This is a genomic window from Pseudomonas sp. BCRC 81390 (assembly GCF_030341915.1).
Lineage (GTDB): Bacteria > Pseudomonadota > Gammaproteobacteria > Pseudomonadales > Pseudomonadaceae > Aquipseudomonas.
In genome coordinates this window covers 636,681-653,953 of sequence record NZ_JATAAG010000066.1, presented here as the reverse complement: position 1 = coordinate 653,953, position 17,273 = coordinate 636,681, and the positions used below count along the sequence as shown (strand labels likewise).

The 17,273-nt window shown below is 56.4% G+C and carries 19 protein-coding genes; 9 read left to right on the top strand and 10 right to left on the bottom strand.

Going from position 1 to position 17,273, the window contains the following annotated elements; translation table 11 throughout:
- Window positions 1-27: 27 nt before the first annotated feature.
- Complete coding sequence (locus QSV36_RS19620; protein WP_289133815.1) at window positions 28-963, top strand: DMT family transporter; 936 nt, start codon at window positions 28-30, stop codon at window positions 961-963.
- A gap of 87 nt (window positions 964-1,050) precedes the next feature.
- Here QSV36_RS19620 and QSV36_RS19615 read toward each other — a convergent pair whose 3' ends face one another.
- The gene (locus QSV36_RS19615; RefSeq protein ID WP_289133814.1) at window positions 1,051-2,181 is read right to left on the bottom strand and encodes an L-dopachrome tautomerase-related protein; all 1,131 of its coding nucleotides are present in this window, start codon (window positions 2,179-2,181) and stop codon (window positions 1,051-1,053) included.
- A gap of 42 nt (window positions 2,182-2,223) precedes the next feature.
- Between QSV36_RS19615 and QSV36_RS19610 the strand changes: the two genes are divergently transcribed.
- Window positions 2,224-3,123, top strand: a complete 900-nt coding sequence (locus tag QSV36_RS19610) for a LysR family transcriptional regulator (protein ID WP_289133813.1) — start codon at window positions 2,224-2,226, stop codon at window positions 3,121-3,123.
- A 39-nt stretch (window positions 3,124-3,162) separates the two neighbouring features.
- On the opposite strand, the gene QSV36_RS19605 is transcribed toward QSV36_RS19610, so the two are convergent.
- From QSV36_RS19605 to QSV36_RS19580, 6 genes are all read right to left on the bottom strand, one after another.
- The gene (locus QSV36_RS19605; protein ID WP_289133812.1) at window positions 3,163-3,951 is read right to left on the bottom strand and encodes a glycine betaine ABC transporter substrate-binding protein; all 789 of its coding nucleotides are present in this window, start codon (window positions 3,949-3,951) and stop codon (window positions 3,163-3,165) included.
- A gap of 12 nt (window positions 3,952-3,963) precedes the next feature.
- A complete protein-coding gene (locus QSV36_RS19600) occupies window positions 3,964-5,115 on the bottom strand; it encodes an L-dopachrome tautomerase-related protein (protein WP_502945696.1) in 1,152 nt (383 codons plus the stop codon).
- 27 nt (window positions 5,116-5,142) lie between these two features.
- Window positions 5,143-6,150, bottom strand: a complete 1,008-nt coding sequence (locus tag QSV36_RS19595) for a zinc-binding alcohol dehydrogenase family protein (protein WP_027609314.1) — start codon at window positions 6,148-6,150, stop codon at window positions 5,143-5,145.
- Window positions 6,151-6,330: 180 nt separating this feature from the next.
- The gene (locus QSV36_RS19590) at window positions 6,331-6,849 is read right to left on the bottom strand and encodes a carboxymuconolactone decarboxylase family protein (RefSeq protein WP_289133811.1); all 519 of its coding nucleotides are present in this window, start codon (window positions 6,847-6,849) and stop codon (window positions 6,331-6,333) included.
- A gap of 38 nt (window positions 6,850-6,887) precedes the next feature.
- Entirely contained in the window at window positions 6,888-7,652 is a 765-nt protein-coding gene (locus QSV36_RS19585; protein ID WP_289133810.1) for an SDR family oxidoreductase, read from the bottom strand.
- 25 nt (window positions 7,653-7,677) lie between these two features.
- On the bottom strand, window positions 7,678-8,472 hold the full coding sequence (locus QSV36_RS19580; protein ID WP_027609311.1) for an SDR family NAD(P)-dependent oxidoreductase: 795 nt from the start codon (window positions 8,470-8,472) through the stop codon (window positions 7,678-7,680).
- Between the two features lie 105 nt (window positions 8,473-8,577).
- Here QSV36_RS19580 and QSV36_RS19575 point away from each other — a divergent pair, with 105 nt between their 5' ends.
- The 4 genes from QSV36_RS19575 to QSV36_RS19560 all read left to right on the top strand — a co-directional run bounded on the left by QSV36_RS19575 (window position 8,578) and on the right by QSV36_RS19560 (window position 12,506).
- Window positions 8,578-9,522 carry a GlxA family transcriptional regulator gene (locus QSV36_RS19575; protein WP_289134234.1) on the top strand — a complete coding sequence of 315 codons (945 nt, stop codon included), beginning with the start codon at window positions 8,578-8,580 and terminating at the stop codon, window positions 9,520-9,522.
- A 66-nt stretch (window positions 9,523-9,588) separates the two neighbouring features.
- Window positions 9,589-10,137, top strand: coding sequence for a TetR/AcrR family transcriptional regulator (locus QSV36_RS19570; RefSeq protein WP_026144803.1), 549 nt, complete (start codon window positions 9,589-9,591; stop codon window positions 10,135-10,137).
- A 164-nt stretch (window positions 10,138-10,301) separates the two neighbouring features.
- Window positions 10,302-11,162 (top strand): N-acyl homoserine lactonase family protein, encoded by an 861-nt coding sequence (locus QSV36_RS19565; RefSeq protein WP_289133809.1) that lies wholly within the window; start codon window positions 10,302-10,304, stop codon window positions 11,160-11,162.
- A 123-nt stretch (window positions 11,163-11,285) separates the two neighbouring features.
- Window positions 11,286-12,506 (top strand): MFS transporter, encoded by a 1,221-nt coding sequence (locus QSV36_RS19560; protein WP_289133808.1) that lies wholly within the window; start codon window positions 11,286-11,288, stop codon window positions 12,504-12,506.
- A gap of 63 nt (window positions 12,507-12,569) precedes the next feature.
- Here the strand turns inward: QSV36_RS19560 and QSV36_RS19555 are convergent, their stop codons facing one another.
- A complete protein-coding gene (locus tag QSV36_RS19555) occupies window positions 12,570-13,289 on the bottom strand; it encodes an alpha/beta fold hydrolase (protein WP_289133807.1) in 720 nt (239 codons plus the stop codon).
- Window positions 13,290-13,497: 208 nt separating this feature from the next.
- Between QSV36_RS19555 and QSV36_RS19550 the strand changes: the two genes are divergently transcribed.
- Window positions 13,498-13,968, top strand: a complete 471-nt coding sequence (locus QSV36_RS19550; RefSeq protein WP_289133806.1) for an OsmC family protein — start codon at window positions 13,498-13,500, stop codon at window positions 13,966-13,968.
- A gap of 59 nt (window positions 13,969-14,027) precedes the next feature.
- On the opposite strand, the gene QSV36_RS19545 is transcribed toward QSV36_RS19550, so the two are convergent.
- Together QSV36_RS19545 and folE are read right to left on the bottom strand one after the other, a co-directional pair.
- Entirely contained in the window at window positions 14,028-14,483 is a 456-nt protein-coding gene (locus QSV36_RS19545; protein ID WP_289133805.1) for a DUF3429 domain-containing protein, read from the bottom strand.
- A gap of 11 nt (window positions 14,484-14,494) precedes the next feature.
- Window positions 14,495-15,055, bottom strand: coding sequence for a GTP cyclohydrolase I FolE (gene folE / locus QSV36_RS19540; RefSeq protein WP_289133804.1), 561 nt, complete (start codon window positions 15,053-15,055; stop codon window positions 14,495-14,497).
- 216 nt (window positions 15,056-15,271) lie between these two features.
- Here folE and QSV36_RS19535 point away from each other — a divergent pair, with 216 nt between their 5' ends.
- Window positions 15,272-15,487, top strand: a complete 216-nt coding sequence (locus QSV36_RS19535) for a TIGR02450 family Trp-rich protein (protein WP_289133803.1) — start codon at window positions 15,272-15,274, stop codon at window positions 15,485-15,487.
- A gap of 146 nt (window positions 15,488-15,633) precedes the next feature.
- Window positions 15,634-17,273 (top strand): SulP family inorganic anion transporter (locus tag QSV36_RS19530; RefSeq protein ID WP_289133802.1); only part of this gene is annotated, 1,640 nt, incomplete at its 3' end.

Here is a 17,273-nt window from a genome sequence, read left to right as displayed (position 1 = left end):
GTAACTAGATTGCAACGAGGTGGCACCATGAGCGCTTCAACTCAGCAAGTGTTTAAAAGTCGCACCAAAAACTTTGGAATATCTTCGACTTACGTTTGGCTTGGTGTCATGGTGCTTCTGTGGGGAAGTAGCTGGCCGGTCACTAAGCTTGCATTGCAGGGCGTGCCTCCGCTCTGGCTGGCTACCATCCGTTTCGCCAGTGCCGCGGTCTGTCTTTTTGCCTATTTGGTCGCGAGAGGACAGCTCAAGCTTCCCGTTAGAGAGGATGTGCCAATCATCGCGAGCGTGGGTTTGCTGCAGATGATGGCTTTTACTGGTCTCGGTATGGTGGCGATGGTTCATGTCGACACCAGCCGCGCTGTTCTCTTGGCATACACAACGCCGCTGTGGTGTGTAGTTGTAGCCTGGGTCATGTTTCGCGAAATGCCCTCCAGGTTGCAGATCGCAGGGCTTGTCGTAGGGATGTCGGGGGTCGCGGCTGTGTGCTCACCAGGAGAGCTCGAATGGACGAGTCAAGACACGGTGTTCGGAGCAATCTTCCTGCTCCTTGCAGCGGTCAGCTGGGCGATTGTTATTCTTCATGTGAAGCGTCATCGGTGGGTGACCCCGCCCCTGGCCCTCGCTCCCTGGCAGATGCTCTTGGCCACCATACCGTTGGCGATTGCAGCCTATGTCAGCGAAGGCTCGCCGACATCCATTGTCCTGGATAGGAAACTCGCGGAGGAATTGTTCTTCATTGGTCCGGTTGCGACATCGGCCTGCTTTGTGATTTCTGCGGAGTACGGACGGCGAATTTCGACCTTTGGCATGTCAAATTTCACCCTTGGGGTACCCCTGGTTGGGACAGTTTTTTCTTGCTTAGCTTTTGGTGCGAGCGTTTCCACCGTGTTCATCGCCGGGCTGAGCCTGGTGATTTTGGGAGTCGTGGTCTCTGCGTTAGCTTCGCGGTCCCGCCGGACCTAAACCAAGAAGGTTGGCGGAGACTTTTCGATAACCCGTTTCAGAGCACGCAATAGACAAAGCATTAGCTCTGAAACGGGTGTAATGAGGTTACTTAGGGTCTAGGCGATAGACGCTCAGTGGTCGCTCGACCTTCGATGCGCCATCGTTGAACAAGCCTACTCGATCGACTTGCGCTGCCGGCAAGTACAATCTGCCCTGGTTGTCGAACGCAGGTGCATCGACCCAGTGCAGGCGAGTGTCCTTTGCAATGGTCTGAATGGTGCCGTCAGTGGCGATTCGCTTGACGCTATCTTCAGCTAGGTCACTGAAGTAGAAATTTCCCTTGCTGTCCATGACTGTCCCACCGACCGGCGGCAGATCTCGCCAGAACTCGACATGTTTGATGAGCTCAACTTCACGCAAGTTGGCATCATCCAGCCAGCGCGTTTCAATCTTGTGCCAAGGGCCTTCCAATGGTGCGAAGTAGAGCCATTTCCCGTCCGGGGATACCTCAAGGGGATCGGAATGCACCCTCAATGCTGTCCCATCTGGCGCTCTCACTACTTTGCCGCTCAGGATAATGTCGCGGTTCTCGGGCGCGCGTACTGCAGGACTGGTCGTTAAGACGCGCCGGGCTTTGTTGGTTTCGAAGTCCAAGACAACGATGCCAGGAACGCCAGCGTCCGTCAGGTAGGCATGCTTGCCATTGAGGCGGATATCGTCGATGTAGCTATGTTCTTGAGCGATGCTGCTGTCGAATGGGATGACCTTGATCACTTCGCCGCTTTTTAGGTCAACGACCACGACCTTTGCACCACCTGGAATGACTTTGCCGCCGAAGTCAGTTACGCCTGCATCGACAATCCACAGCCGGCTATTGTCATCAACGCGCATGGCATTGACATTGACGAAGCGCTGTTCGGCTGGAATGGTCGCGTCATTGCTATTCCATTGCTCATTTGGAAACGGATGGGCCTGGCCAGCTTGATCTAGCTTGGATACGGATGGCCCCGCCGAGCCAGTCCATTTCGGGCCCGATACGTACAGGCTTCCGGCGCTGTCCACGGCCACCGCATTCCATACAGCATTGGCCGATTGGGCTACCACGTGAAGGGTTGGTGGCACCTCGGCGTGAGCTACACCGATAAAGCCTGCCATCAGAGCTGTTAGTACAAAGCGTTTAGGGAAGGTCATTGCAAGTTCCTGTTTGAAGGGCTGGGCAATGATGATTTTTCCCATTACGCTGAAAAACCTCGCCATCAAGTAAAGAATTTCGTCAAAGTGAAGAAAATCATACGAATCGATGATCTGCAGGTCTTCGTATCGACGGCTGCTGCGGGTAGCTTCTCCGCCGCGGCGCGCTTGCTCGACATCTCGCCCGCCTTGGCGAGCGGTGCCATTCAGCGGCTGGAAAGCAACTTGGGCGCGAGATTGTTTGTACGCTCAACGCGTCGGTTGAGATTATCCGATGATGGCGAGCGCTACTTGCCGCACGCGCGGCAAGCCTTGGAAGCGCTTGATAATGGCGAGGTAGCGCTGACCCAGGGCCGTGACGAGATCGCTGGCACTATTCGCTTGTCGATGCCATCTGATATCGGCAGGAATGTGTTGCTCCCATGGCTTGATGAGTTTCAGCAAACGCATCCCCTGATACGCATGCAATTGCGGGTTAGTGATCAGGTGGCCGATCTGGTGGGGGAACATCTGGACGCTAGTATCAGGTACGGACAGTTGAGTGATTCGGGACTGGTGTCCTTAGCACTTGCGCCGATGAACCGCAGAACAGTCTGTGCCTCGCCGGCGTATCTCGCGCGTCATGGTATGCCGGAATCTCCTGAAGCGTTGAGCGGGCATAATTGCCTGAGATATGTGATGGGCGAGCAAACCTACGAGCGTTGGAGCTTCAATTTCCCACTGGGAGTACGGACGGTTCAGGTGACAGGTGATCGAATCAGCGATGATGCAGATATTGTTCGACGCTGGGCTGTCGCCGGATTGGGGATCGTCTACAAGTCCAGGCTCGATGTTGCTGAGGATATTCGCAGCGGCCGCCTGGTTGAGCTATTCCCGGAAAGTTATGGGCAGCCGGCACCGCTTCAGCTGGTGTGCGCCCATCGCACATCGCTCACGCCGGCCATCCAATCGCTTAGAGCTTTTCTAGCAAAGCGTTTCGAAAGCTAGTCAGGGCTCAGTGGCGGGGCACGGGGCCCCGCTACTGATTCAAGCTTCCGCCAGTGCCGACTGACGTGAGAGCCAAATATCTGCAGCTTCCAAAGCAGAAAGCTTTTTGTGACGGATAAGAAAATCAAGCTCGCTGATCGCGGCATTGCCAGGTTGCAGCGAGGCTAGGTCCTCAATCAGTTCTTTCGGCATCTCCTCCACAACGTCACTGGCGGCAATGAGGGTTGCTTGGTCCTCACCACCCAACAACCCGAGCGGTTCATCCAGAGCTCGGATTTTGTAGGCATGGTGCAAATATTGAGGATGCCACAGTGGCACCACGAACCATTCCTGCTCTGCATAGGATTGTTCAAACCGATTGAAGCAATCAGCTTCGGTGCCTTGTGCAAAAACGTAGCCTTCGGCATCCAACTCGTATTGCGTGACCATGGCTTTCGAGAAGCGACTGATGCCCGCACCAGGGTTGATACCTTGAATGCGACGGCTCATCCGCTGGGCAACATCAGGCTTCAGCAGGTCCGCAATCGTAGCGACCTGATCCTCCGGTACATAATCAGGCACACCCCAAATGCAGTATGGGTTGTAAAGAACTCCAAGGGAGGTGCTCGGCTTCTTGCAAGCTGAGAGGTAGGCTCCATGGCTGGCTGGCAGCCATGCTGATACAAGCATCTCTACCTGTCCTTCGCTGTACAACCGGAACATTTCCTCGTGAGGAGCTGTGCTGACTTCCACCAGGTAACCATGTTGCTCTAGTGTGCGCTGCACAAGCGCGGCGCTAGCGGCATGGAAGCTGAGGTCGATGTAGCCCAAGCGAATGTGCTTTTGCATGTCATTTCCTTATCAATGCGTTGGCGCAGGCTTGGCGTCGATCTTGACGCGCATCAGGCTGTAAGGCTTCACCCGTTTGTCTTGGCCATCGTTGAAGCCAGGAGAGCGGTGCAGCTGGTTGGCAGTGAAATACAGATACCCGTCTGGGCCGATCGACAAGGTATCCGGCCAAAGGACCCGCGAATCCTCAACCACGGTTTGCCAAGTGCCATCGGCAAGTCGTTTACGGATGGAGTTGTGCTCATAATCCCCCGCATAGACTGCACCGTTAGCATCAGCCTCAAGACCGTCGGAAGCGCCTTTTTCACCGAGGTCTACAACCGCTTGTTCAAGCTCGGCTTCGCTTACATTGGGGTCTCGCAATAAAGCCGTTGGAACCGAATACAGGTGTCGACTCGAAAGCGGGCAGAAGTACAGCGTCTTACCATCGCTCGACAGGGCGATGCCGTCCGAGGCTACGGTCAGTAGGCCTGATTTACCTTGCGCGTCGCGGGTGATCAGTGCTGGTTTCCCTTCGATCACTGGCCGGAACTCAGGGTCCACGGAAGTTGATTTGGCTCCGCTAAGGCGGCGCGTTGCGGTACCGCTGGCCAGGTCCAGGACGATGATTCCGCCTGGCCCTATTACCGACGAATCGGTGACGTAAGCGGTGCCTTCTTTGCCTACGCGAAAATCAAAACGTACGTCATTCACATAGGTAGTTGGCAGAATCACGTCACGCGGGAACACAACTGTTTTCACGATCTTGTTGGTGTTCAAGTCGATTGCGATCAGCTTGGCTCCACCTGCCTTGGGCTCGGAGAAAGCGGGCGCGGCTGTATCCAATACCCAGACACGCCCTTGACCGTCAGCTACGACGCTCTGCACGCTGATGAACCCGGCGGCAGGATCCTTGGCGTTTTCCACATTCGTTTTCAGGTCTGGATACGGAACCAAGTGGCCCTGTTTGATCTCTGCCACGGTGTAGGGAACGTCATCTCCCCAACGAGGGAAGTTGATGAAGATCCGACCAGTTTCGGTGACGGTCACGCCTGTAGGCATGGCGCCATTGAAAGCGAAAACACGTTCAGGGTTGCTACCTGTGCCCGTGGCTGTATCGGCCATAGCCATTGCGCTAAGCGAGACCGCGACAGCCAGGCCAGTGGCTTGGAAGAAAGCTTTCATATGCTTGTCCTTGAGCGTATCTGCGGGTTAGAAGCCTTCGAGAACGATCTTGCCTTTGGCTTTACCACTCTCGATGAGCGCATGGGCGCGCTTCAGGTTATCTGAGCCGATTTTGCCGAAGTGTTCCCCAATGGTGGTCTTGATGACGCCGTTATCGACCAACTCGGAAATTCTGTTCAGCAACTCATGCTGTTTGATCATGTCGGCGGTTTGATACAGAGAACGCGTAAACATCAGTTCCCAATGCAGCGAAAGCGATTTGCGCTTGAGGGGCATGACGTCCAGTTGTGCTGGGTCATCAATCAGCGCCAGTTTGCCTTGGGGGCGAAGCACTTCAACGATCTGGGGCAGGTAGGTTTCGGTATGGGTCAGGCTGATAACGTAGTCGACCGGGTTGAGTTTCAGATTTTCGAGCTGCAGCGGGATCGAGGCGGAATGATCAATCACATGGTGGGCGCCCAGTTCTTTTACCCAGGACTGAGTCTCTGGCCGCGACGCTGTACCGATGACGGTGAGTTGGGTCAGTTTGCGGGCCAGCTGGACCAGGATCGAGCCAACCCCACCACCGGCGCCGATGACCAGCAGGCTTTGTCCTTTACCACCGTTTTCCTGAACGCCCAGTCGATCGAACAACAGCTCCCAGGCAGTAATGGAGGTCAGCGGCAAGGCTGCGGCACTGGCATTGTCCAGGCTACGTGGCTTTTGGCCGACGATGCGCTCATCCACCAAGTGAAATTCACTGTAGCTACCAGGGCGATCGATCGCGCCGGCGTAAAATACTTCGTCACCAACTTTGAACAATGAAACGTCACTGCCTACTTCACGGACGATACCCACGGTATCCCAACCCAGCACTTGGATCTCTTGGCTGGTACTGCGAGCTCGCACCTTCGTATCTACCGGATTCACCGCAATCGCCTTCACTTCGACAAGCAGATCTCGAGCGCCTGGCGTGGGCTTCGGCAGGTCGGTTTCGAACAGGGAACGAGCGTTTTGGATTGGCAAACCAGCTTCTTGGAAAACTACGGCTTTCATGTGAGGTTGTCCTTTACAGGTCAGAGAGTGATGTCAGGCTAACTCCCTTCGTGAGCCTCAAAAACTAGCTAACCCGAGGAAGACTTTCGCCGTTTCGCTGAAGGTTGAGGCGATCAGCCATTCAAGGAATGGCTGATCGCCTAAGGAGGAGCGCACACGTCGCTCAAGTTAGGCGTCGAATCAGATCGCTTTCGGTGGGAAGTCGATGTCTGTTTTCGCCACGTTGTTCAGGTAGTTCGTCAAGGTCAGCAGCGAGACCTGCGCGATAACGTCGACGATTTTTGCATCGTCCAACCCTGCTTCCCGTGCGATTGAGAGATGCTCGTCACTCACTTGGCCGCGGCTGAGCGTGACAGCCCGAGCCAGTGCAGCGACTCCGTTTAGCGTGCCGGCGCGCGCTGCCAGCAGATCATCAGCGTTCAGTCCGGTCTTCCCACCGAAGAAGCTGTGAGCCGCGACGCAATAATCGCATCCGTTAACTTCAGAGGCAGCCAGTGCCGCCACTTCACGTTCGGCAGGTGTCAGGCTGTTCTTGCTCAGCGCCTGTGACAGAGCGAGATATCCTCCCAGGGCTGCTGGAGAGTGGGCCAGAGTAGCGAAAGCGTTAGGGATAAAACCCAAGCCTTTTTCAATGCCCTGAAGGGCAGTGCGCGCAGCGTCTGGAGCTTGGTCAATCGTCAAAGCAGCAATTCGGGTCATGATTTTGCTTCCTTCTAGGCTGTCCAATGCGTTTCTGTTCAGGCGACAGGGATGGGGTTTTCGGCCAGAGCCTCGTTGAACTGGTTGATCAGTTCATGCTCGTTTGCCCCTTGGTTGGCGCGCACTGGGACGACGCGATCAACCAGGACTTCAGTTGTCGCTGTCTCCAGTTTTTCCAGGGTTTCCTGGATGAATTCGTCCAGCGGCATGGCGCGTTCATCACCACTTTTGTGAATCAGATCGGTGTCGACCCATGGCGGTGCGATTTCCAGTACCTTGACGCTGGTATCGCGCAGGGCAAAACGTTGCGACAGCGAGTAGGAGTGGATCGCGGCTTTGGTCGCCGAGTAGAGGGCTGTCGCGGCCAGTGGCAGATAGGCCAGTACCGAGCTGTTGTTGATGATGTAGGCATCAGGTTGGCGCTTGAGGTGTTCTACAAACGCTGCGCTAACACGCACCGGGCCCAGCAGGTTGGTCTGCAGCAGCCCTACAGCCTGCTCATCGTCATAATCGCCAGAGCCTGGGTTGTCGAAAGGCATGATGCCGGCATTGTTGATGATGACGTTCAGCGAGGGATGGCGACGGATAACCTCTTGTGCAACATCCTTGATCTGCTGGTGATCATTGATATCAAGCTGAACGGTATCGATGCCGGGATTGGAGCTGGCGATTTCATCCAGCAGCGATTGGCGTCGGCCCGCGATGATGACCTTGTTTCCACGCTGGTGGAACGCTTCGGCCAGAGCGCGGCCGATGCCGGAGGTACCGCCAGTAATGAAGATGGTGTTTGCGCTAGTTTTCATGATTTGTATCCTTTCAATTGATTGATTAAACGTCGTAACGCGGGGCGAGCTTGTTGCTGGAGAGATGTCCGAACAGCGCCTTGCGGCTGCTTTCGTACAGCTCGAAATGCTGTATGTCCTGCATGGATGGGATGGAGATCAGGACACCGTTGTCGAAGTCTTGAAGGGCGCCATCTACCAGGTCGCTTGCTGACATCACGATGTTGGGATCAAGGTTCTCGACGGGCAGCCCCCCGATCTCCCAGAAATCGGTAGCCGTAGCTCCTGGCAGCACCGCCTGAACCTTGATGCCCTGTTCTGCCAGCTCTTTGTGCAGCGACTGAGTGAAGGCCGTGACGTAGGCTTTGCTTCCGCCGTACACGCCATTCAGAATTTCCGGTGCCAGGCTGACGATTGATGAGATATTGATGATTGCGCCCTGTTGGCGAGCGATGAAGCCTGGAACCGCGGCGTAGGTCAGTCGAGTGAGTGCAGTGACGTTGAGGCTAATCATCTCGGCCATTCGCTCAACGTCGCTGTCCAGCAAACTGGTGTGAGTGCCGATGCCTGCGTTGTTGACCAACAGATTGATGCTGGCGTCTTCGCGCAATTTACGTTCCACTCGCGCCAGGTCCGCTGCGTTGGCCAGGTCTGCGGGGAAGACTTCAACGCTCTGCTGAGTTTCGTTGGTGATGCGGCTAGCAAGAGCGTTCAGGCGATCACGATTGCGGGCGACCAGTATCAGGTCATAGCCACGTTGAGCCAGGCGGTCTGCGAAGATTGCGCCGATGCCGGTGGATGCGCCTGTGATCAGGGCGGTGCCTTTGTATTCCTGAGTCATGGTCCAGCTCCGTTGTTTGGGTGTGGAGCCATGATGCAAAAAAACAGATTTGTCTTAAACGACGCTTATGGTCGTGTTTTAGGACATCACAATTGGAGCAGGGTTATGCATCGAATCGGCTACTTGGTCACAGACGGATTTCAGGTGATGTCACTGGCCACCCAGGCGGTTTTTGAATTCGCGAACATGGTCGCGGGCGAGCCTGTGTACCGGATTCAGAACTACTCGGTGTTAGGAGGGACCATTCGATCATCGCTGGGTATGCACATCGACACGCTGGCATTGGATGATCCAGGGCTTGCAGATAGCTGGATGATCACAGGGACACTCACTCCGCTTACGCCTCCCGCTGCTGAGGTTCTGTCCAGCGTGCAGGGATTTGCCCAGAGTTCAAGGCGCATCGCAGGCATCTGCACAGGAGCGTTCGTCTTAGCTCAAGCGGGTGTCCTCGATAACCGGCGTGCGACTACTCACTGGGCATATGCCAAGACTCTTCGGAGCATGCACCCGAGCATTGAGGTGGAAGAGGATCGAATCTTCATTGTGGACGGCCCTGTTTGGACCTCTGCGGGAATGACCGCAGGCCTCGACATGGCATTGGGGATGGTGGAGAAGGATTTGGGAACGGAGCTTGCCAAATCGGTTGCTCATAAGCTCGTCATGCACCAACGCCGATCGGGAGGGCAGTCTCAGCACTCTGAGTTGCTTGCTCTGGCGCCCAAGTCTGATCGCATTCAGAGCGCTTTGGATTATGCGCGTAAGCATTTGAACAGGGCATTGAGTGTTGAAGAGCTCGCGGAGGTTGTTCATCTGAGCCCAAGGCAATTCACGCGCGTCTTCACTGCCGAAACCGGTCAATCACCTGCTAAAGCGGTGGAGAGCCTACGACTAGAGGCAGCTCGGCTAATGATTGAGCAGAGTCGCCATAGCCTGGACACGGTAGCAAGAGAAACCGGGTTCAGGGATCGTCGACACATGCGCGAGGTATTCATCCGAGGTTTTGGGGTTCCCCCGCAAGCAGTTCGCCGCGATGCGAGGCGAGTCGGGTAGAAATCGCTTTCCTATTAAACCGAACGGTTCGATACTGGGATCATGTCGATCGTTTAGGTACCGAAAATGGGACGCCCTCGCAAATTCAATCGTGAGACGGTTCTGGAGAAGGCACTGCCCGTGTTTTGGCAGTACGGCTACTCCGGCACCTCTCTTCATCATCTTGAGCAGGCTACGGGCGTAAATAAGTCAGGCCTGTATTCAGAATTCAAGGATAAGGATGATCTGTTTCTGAGCGCTTTGGCGTATTACTACGCAAACCGCGGAGCACCAGAAATCCTGACTGCTCAGCCGCAAGGATGGGCAAACATCGAGCGTTTTCTTCGGCTTGGCGACCCTCAAGATAACGGGTGTATGGGCTGTTTTTCGGTCAATGCGCTACGTGAGTTTCCCGTGCTTTCCGACCAGGTCCGTCAACTGCTCGTGGATTGTCATCGCCGCTTGCTCCCGGAAATCGCTGACAACGTAAGGGCTGAGAAAACCCGACTGGCACCAGAGGTTGTTGCGGACATCATCATGGTGTTTTTCTCTGGCGTGTGCGTTGAAAGCTGCTTGCCTGCTGATGGGACTGGCGATCGGGTCAACCATTTCATGGAAGCGCTGCGGGCTCTCTGAGCAACATCCATCACTTTTTTGAACCGAATGGTTTTTTTCTCTTGCACCTGAGCTTGGGTCGCCCTATATTGAACCGATCGGTTCTTAACGAGACAGGGCAAGACGGCATTTACCCGTCCTGATCCTCTGTCTTAACCCAAGCGTCGCCTGCAAGGAGAATCACCATGGCACTGAAGATCCATCCAATTAACCTCGGAAACATGCAGATGGATTCGAGTGGTCTGGTCATGTTCCGGAACCCCGGCGAGCAAGTCACCATACCAGTTCTGGGTTTTCTTATTACTGGAGGGGAGGAACCGATCCTGGTCGATACGGGGTCACGCAATGCCCAGCAGTATGAAGAATATGGACTGACGTACGAAGTGACGCCGCAAATGACGCTTGAATATCATCTGGCGCAGCATGGGTTGCGGATGAAAGACATCCAGCACATCGTCCACACGCATGCTCATATCGATCACGTCGGCATGACTGATCTCTTCCCGATGGCGACTACTGTCGGCATCTCCCGTCGTGAACTGGAGTTCGCTGCATCCGGCATCATGGGACCGCTCATGTACACCGCGGCTGATACCAAGCATTTGATTGATCGTCTCCACACTCGAGGCGCAATTCGCCTGTTCGATGTCGACGGCACGTTCGAAGAAGAGGTTATCCCTGGCGTAGCAGTTCGACTGTCAGGGGGACACACGCCAGGCTCGATATCGGTCTTGGTCGAAACTGACGAAGGAATGGCGAATATCTGCGGCGACATCGCCTATGACATCCACGATCAATTGATTGAGCCCATTCTCGATCAAGCGTCCCATGAGCCGACGATCACAGCGAACCGGGCCATGTCCACACTGGATGAAAAGAAATCTCTCAAAAGGGCGCTTGCAGATAGCAAATTTCTGCTTCCAAGTCACGACGCGCCTGCCTTGATCAAGGGCGGAAAAGTCGTAGGGCGTATGCTCGATGCCATTTCTAATCCACAAGCTGACGTTACAAAAGCAATTAACTATTCGCTTTTGGCCTCAGTGTGACGCATGGCTTTCATAACCTTTGCACGTGCTCGCCCTTGGCGAGCCTTGCGCTTCGGGACTGGAACACTGGTATTTGCGATGGGCGTATGCCTGTTGATCAACCGCTTACTGTGAGCACAAGTCATGAACCAGATTCTGATAACCCCTGGAGTAAGCGTTGCCAATGACGACAAGCAGCGTCTTGGCCCGCGGACTCGTTTTGGGCTGCTTGCCTCCATCACAGTGACTTTCCTGGCTGGATCCAGCGTACCTACACCGTTGTATCCGATATATCAGGACCAGTGGCATTTCACTGCGATGGGCATCAGCTTTATTTTCAGTATTTATGCCATATCAGTACTCGCCGGACTGCTAGTGTTTGGACGGCTGTCCGACTATGTCGGTCGTCGATCAGTACTATTGTGGACGACTGTTTTGCAATTGGTGGCTATGTACATGCTGGGTGTAGCTGATGGCTTCACGGATCTAGTGCTTGGCAGGCTGATTCAAGGCGTGTCGACAGGGGCTGCAGTTCCAGCGGTAGGCGCAGCCTTGATTGACCTCAACCACAAGCGCGGCGCGGTCGTGAATGCCCTCACTCCCGCCATCGGCAGCGCTGTTGGCGCTCTGATGGGTAGCGTATTCGCACAGGCATTGCCGTACCCCACTCATACCGTGTTCGCGGCGCTAGCTTTTATTTTGGTCATTCAGGGCGTTGGTCTGCTCATCATGAGGGATGTCCGCGCAAGAATACCTGGGGCTGCCCGGTCACTGATGCCTCAATTCCGCATACCCGTGCATGTGCGCGGACCAATGATCATTGCATCGTCCCTATTCGTTGCTGGCTGGGCTGTCGCCGGTTTTTTTGCTTCGATGGGACCACGGTTAATTGAGCAGCTCTTTGCGCTACCCGCGTCATGGGCAGGAGGATTGGTGTTGGCGGCTTTCGCTGGAAGTGGGGTAGCTGCGATCGGGACATTCGTTAATCGGTCAATGCATACCCTCTCCTGGATTGGAGCGCTGGGGCTGTTGACCGGTATGGCTACGGTCTTAGCCTCATTGATCACCGGTTCGCTCACACCCTTTTTCTTTGGCGTTGTGATTTCAGGAGCTGGCTTTGGTGCTGGTTTTCAAGGTGGCATCCGGCTGGTTTTATCCAAGTCACGCGTCGAAGAGGTCGCGGGTGTGTTGTCCGTTGCCTTCCTCTGTTGCTACCTCGGTATGGGTGTTCCGGCGATGATCGCTGGGTACGCGGTAGCTAGCGGATACGGCATCTTCGATACCGCAATAGTTTTTGCCGTTCTGGTAATGAGTCTTTCATTCGTAGCGGTTTACAGGATGATGAGCGGTGGCAGTAAGGTATGACGCTAGTAGAAAAGTAGAAAAGGCCACATAAAATGGCCTTTTCTGTGTGCGGCTTCTGGTCAGCTACTCCGCGACGAATGCCCCGATGTGCCGGGCAGTGGCGATGGGGTATTGCATGTGAGGGCCATGCCCGGCATCCGGCAAGCTGAGTTGAGTCAGCGATGGAAGTTGCTGGGTCAGCGCCTGCCAGTTCTCTACAGGGAATACGATGTCGTGATCGCCGCCTATGTGAAGAACTGGGATGTTGGTGGTCTTGAGGACCTGCAGTACCGCTTCTACGGGGAATACCGGGTTCTTGGGAGCGTCGCCGAGTTGCTGTGCAGCCCATGCAACTGGCACCTGCGAACTACGATTTTGGGTTCTCGACGCCAGTCGCGACCAGGCGAGCTCAGCCGCTGTTCGACTCCGATCTGAGGTTGGCTCGAAGAACAGTTTCACAAAATCTTCGAAGTCGTTTTCACGTCGGGCAAGCTCATAAAACAGCGGCTCGCCCGTTTTCACCAACTGGCCAGGAGGCGTTGTGCCCAGCAATACCGCGTGGCTCACCAGCTGTGGGGCTTGCGCCAGAACAATTTGTGCAGCAATGCCTCCAAGCGACCATCCTCCAATTACGACGCGGCCCAAGCCCAGGGCATGGAACAACTCGATGGCATCCTTTGCCAGAGAGCCTGGGTTATAGCTCGGCTCACCTGTTGACTGGCCCAGACCGCTGTAGTCGAAGACTGTTACCTGGAAGCCTTGCGTGACCAGATTATCGAGGAACAGAGGTTCCCAATCATCCATGGTACCTCTGTAGCGAACCAGCAAAACCAGTGGCTTTCCGTCGCCGATGGTACGGTACCGCCTTGCGGGTTCTGTCATGCAGCCTTTGGCTTTCCGGGCCGCTCTACAAAGGACAAAGGCTTGTGCTTGTCTGAGTAGCCTGTACCGTGTTCGCAATCGCTATCGCCAGCGCTGCCCGCCATGCGGCGAGTCAACTCCAGGAGGAACCATGAAAGAACACCAGTACGAGGTCCAGGTGACCTGGACCGGCAACAATGGCAATGGCACGTCCAGCTATACCGCTTACACCCGCGACTTCAGTGTCGAAGCCCCGGGCAAGGCGACTCTGGAAGGTTCGGCCGACCCAGCTTTTCGCGGTAACCCCGTGCGCTGGAACCCGGAAGACCTGCTGGTGGCCTCACTTTCGGCGTGCCACAAGCTCTGGTACCTGCACTTGTGCGCGGTAAATGGCGTGAATGTGCTGGCCTATGTCGACCAGCCCCTGGGTCGCATGGTGGAAGGCGACGCTCAGGGCAAAGGCCGCTTCACCCATGTGCTGCTGCGCCCGCAGGTGACCATCAGCGCCGGCTCGAACCGTGAGCTTGCCTTGCGTTTGCATGAGGAGGCCCACCATGAGTGCTTCATTGCCAATTCGGTCAATTTCCCGGTCGAGTGCGCGGCGCTGGTGACGCTGGCTTAGAGGCCCGGGGCTAACGCTCCCTTTGCAGGCATGGCTTGGTGTCGCGATGGCACGTAGATTCAAAAATCGCTCGCCAAAGCCATCGCGCCCAGCAGCAGGCAAATGCTCGCCACGGTGGTCAGCTGCAATCGCATCGGCAGGTACCAGCCTGGCATGACCTGCAGCAACTTCCGATCTTGCCAATAATGAAGAGCAAAACCGCCAAGCAACAGCAGACAACCCAGGGAAGCAGGCAGCAAAGTGCTGACCCAACCGAGCAGAGCCGGCACGACGCTCCACATGAGCCGTTCGCGACGCTGCTCGGCGGGTAACTCCGGCAGGGCCATCGCGAAGCCCCAGTGCAAGGCGCCGACGAAACTCAAAATGACGGCCCCATAGTTCACCAGCATCTTCGCCGACAATGATCGGTACTCGGGAGAAAAAACCACCAGCAGCATCAAGCCAACAAACGGCAGCAAGCCGCCATAACCGAGGATGGCAAAGCGCCTTGGCAATAACGTGGTAGACCCGCTCATCTGAACGCCTGTCATTTGTTTCGGCCAATCAGTTGAAGGAACTCCTGGCGCGTCGTCGCCGAGTCGCGAAACACACCCAGCATCACGGATGACACCATCACCGAGTTCTGCTTTTCGACACCTCTCATCATCATGCACATATGCTTTGCTTCGATGACCACAGCCACCCCTGCCGCATCGGTGATGTCTTGTATGGCACAGGCAATTTGCCGGGTGAGGTTTTCCTGAATCTGCAGGCGGCGGGCGAAGACATCGACCACGCGCGCGACCTTGGACAACCCCAGAACCCTGCCAGTGGGCAGGTAGGCAACATGAGCCTTGCCGATAAAGGGCAGCATGTGGTGCTCACACAATGAATAAAGCTCGATATCGCGCACGACGATCATTTCGTCGTTCTGGGACTCGAACAGCGCTCCGTTGATGACCTCTTCGAGATTCAGCTTGTAGCCGTTGCACAAGTACTGCATGGCCTTGGCCGCGCGTTGGGGAGTGTCCAACAGCCCTTCTCGCTGCGGGTCTTCGCCTACTTCAAGCAGAATTTCGCGATAGTTTGCAGCTAACGAATGGGACATTTGGACTCCTCACCGCTACGGCGACGACCAGGGAAATATGTACAAGATTGAATTCTTGTATAGGTTTTGTACAATTTAGCCGAACGCCAGCAATAAGCAATAGCCGCTCCGGCCTCGAGCATGAAATGTCGCCATCAGCTTTTGCCGGCCCGGACGCGGCCGAGCGGAGAGCGTCATCGCACCTCAACGTGAAGGTGATCAGGGGATCCACACCAGATGAACAGATTCAATCCGCGCAAGCTGGGGTCGTCCAAGTGGACGGCGTGTCAGCCTGTAAACCGGGAAAAACACTTCATGGTGACCGAACTGATTTGCGACGAAGACGGCACGCCTCTGCAGATTGAACTGGAGGCCGTCCACAGCCGACGCAAGCAGTTGCTCGACTGGCGAGAACTCAGGGATAGTGAACGCTGGAAATTCGGCTGGTGTTGAATACCCAGGGCGCCATGCCAGCTGGCAGCGAATGACGATACGCAACAGGCAGCCTCGTGCTGCTTTCTCGACACGGCAGCGTTTGCCAGCGGGCAGAAAAAACAGCATCTAAGCTGTGATTCAGCACTGTTCCCGCGGAGCGCACCATGGCGGAAAAGAACCGCTTCGACTGGCAACGCTGGTTACCCGGCCTGGTCACCCTGCTCCATTACCAACCCGCCTGGCTGCCCAAGGACATCGCCGCCGGCCTGGTGCTCACCACCATGCTGGTACCGGTGGGCATCGCCTACGCCGAGGCCTCCGGGGTACCAGGCATCTACGGCTTGTACGCCACCATCATCCCGCTGCTGGCCTACGCCCTGTTCGGCCCCAGCCGCATCCTGGTGCTGGGCCCGGACTCGGCGCTGGCCGCACCGATCCTGGCGGTGGTGGTGCAATACGCCGCCAGCGACCCGCAGCGGGCGATCGCCATCGCCAGCCTGATGGCCCTGGTAGCCGGGGCCTTCTGCGTGATTGCCGGGCTGTTGCGCCTGGGCTTCATCACCGAACTGCTGTCCAAGCCGATCCGCTATGGCTACATGAACGGCATTGCCCTCACCGTGTTGATCAGTCAGTTGCCCAAGCTGTTCGGCATCAAGGTCGATAGCCAGGGGCCGCTGCGCGACCTTTGGCAACTGGGCGAAGCCCTGCTTGCCGGCCAAGGGCACTGGCCCAGCTTCATCGTCGGGGCCGGCAGCCTGCTGCTGATCCTGCTGCTCAAACCCTTCAAGCGCCTGCCAGGAATCCTGATCGCCGTGGTGCTGGCAACGCTGGCAGTCAGTCTGCTCGACCTCGAGCAGATGGGTGTCAAGGTACTCGGTCAACTGCCCCAAGGCCTGCCCAGTTTCGTGTTCCCCTGGGTCTCCAACATCGACCTGGTCGAAGTGGTACTGGGCGGCATTGCCGTGGCGCTGGTGTCGTTCGCCGACACCAGCGTGCTGTCGCGCTCCTATGCCGCGCGCATGAAGATGCCGGTCAACCCGAACCAGGAAATGTTTGGCCTGGGCGTGGCCAACCTGGCCTCCGGGCTGTTCCAGGGCATCCCCATCAGCAGCAGTTCGTCACGCACCCCCGTGGCAGAAGCGGCCGGCTCGCAGACCCAGCTCACCGGCATCATCGGTGCGCTGGCGGTGACCCTGTTGCTACTGGTCGCGCCCAACCTGCTGCAATACCTGCCCAACAGCGCCTTGGCAGCAGTGGTAATAGCAGCCGCACTGGGGCTGTTCGAGTTCGCCGACCTCAGGCGTATCTTCCGTATGCAGCAGTGGGAGTTCTGGTTGTCCATCACCTGCTTTGTCGGGGTCGCGGTGTTCGGTGCGATCCCCGGTATCGGCATTGCCGTGGTGATTTCAGTGATCGAGTTCCTGTGGGACGGCTGGCGGCCGCACCATGCAGTGCTGGGCCGGGTGGATGGCACCCGCGGTTACCATGACGTGCAGCGTTATCCACAGGCCCGGCGCATTCCGGGGCTGGTGCTGCTGCGGTGGGATGCGCCGCTGTTCTTTGCCAATGCCGAGCAGTTCCAGAGCACGGTGATGGCGGCGCTGGACGCATCGCCTACCCCGGTGCAACGGCTGGTGATCGCGGCAGAACCGGTGACCAGTATCGATGTCACCTCGGCGGACATGCTCGCCGAGCTGGACCGGACGCTGGAGGCGCGCGGGGTGGAGTTGCAGTTTGCCGAGATGAAGGACCCGGTGAAGGACAAGATGCGGCGGTTCGAGTTGTTCGAGCACATGGGGGAGAC

Bases quoted from the DNA above. Each gene is read 5' to 3' on its own strand.
- QSV36_RS19620 (WP_289133815.1), top strand. From the start codon at position 28: ATGAGCGCTTCAACTCAGCAAGTGTTTAAAAGTCGCACCAAAAACTTT.
- QSV36_RS19615 (WP_289133814.1), bottom strand. From the start codon at position 2,181: ATGGGAAAAATCATCATTGCCCAGCCCTTCAAACAGGAACTTGCAATG.
- QSV36_RS19605 (WP_289133812.1), bottom strand. From the start codon at position 3,951: ATGCAAAAGCACATTCGCTTGGGCTACATCGACCTCAGCTTCCATGCC.
- QSV36_RS19600 (WP_502945696.1), bottom strand. From the start codon at position 5,115: ATGAAAGCTTTCTTCCAAGCCACTGGCCTGGCTGTCGCGGTCTCGCTT.
- QSV36_RS19595 (WP_027609314.1), bottom strand. From the start codon at position 6,150: ATGAAAGCCGTAGTTTTCCAAGAAGCTGGTTTGCCAATCCAAAACGCT.
- QSV36_RS19590 (WP_289133811.1), bottom strand. From the start codon at position 6,849: ATGACCCGAATTGCTGCTTTGACGATTGACCAAGCTCCAGACGCTGCG.
- QSV36_RS19585 (WP_289133810.1), bottom strand. From the start codon at position 7,652: ATGAAAACTAGCGCAAACACCATCTTCATTACTGGCGGTACCTCCGGC.
- QSV36_RS19580 (WP_027609311.1), bottom strand. From the start codon at position 8,472: ATGACTCAGGAATACAAAGGCACCGCCCTGATCACAGGCGCATCCACC.
- QSV36_RS19575 (WP_289134234.1), top strand. From the start codon at position 8,578: ATGCATCGAATCGGCTACTTGGTCACAGACGGATTTCAGGTGATGTCA.
- QSV36_RS19570 (WP_026144803.1), top strand. From the start codon at position 9,589: ATGGGACGCCCTCGCAAATTCAATCGTGAGACGGTTCTGGAGAAGGCA.
- QSV36_RS19565 (WP_289133809.1), top strand. From the start codon at position 10,302: ATGGCACTGAAGATCCATCCAATTAACCTCGGAAACATGCAGATGGAT.
- QSV36_RS19560 (WP_289133808.1), top strand. From the start codon at position 11,286: ATGAACCAGATTCTGATAACCCCTGGAGTAAGCGTTGCCAATGACGAC.
- QSV36_RS19555 (WP_289133807.1), bottom strand. From the start codon at position 13,289: ATGGATGATTGGGAACCTCTGTTCCTCGATAATCTGGTCACGCAAGGC.
- QSV36_RS19550 (WP_289133806.1), top strand. From the start codon at position 13,498: ATGAAAGAACACCAGTACGAGGTCCAGGTGACCTGGACCGGCAACAAT.
- QSV36_RS19545 (WP_289133805.1), bottom strand. From the start codon at position 14,483: ATGAGCGGGTCTACCACGTTATTGCCAAGGCGCTTTGCCATCCTCGGT.
- folE (WP_289133804.1), bottom strand. From the start codon at position 15,055: ATGTCCCATTCGTTAGCTGCAAACTATCGCGAAATTCTGCTTGAAGTA.
- QSV36_RS19535 (WP_289133803.1), top strand. From the start codon at position 15,272: ATGAACAGATTCAATCCGCGCAAGCTGGGGTCGTCCAAGTGGACGGCG.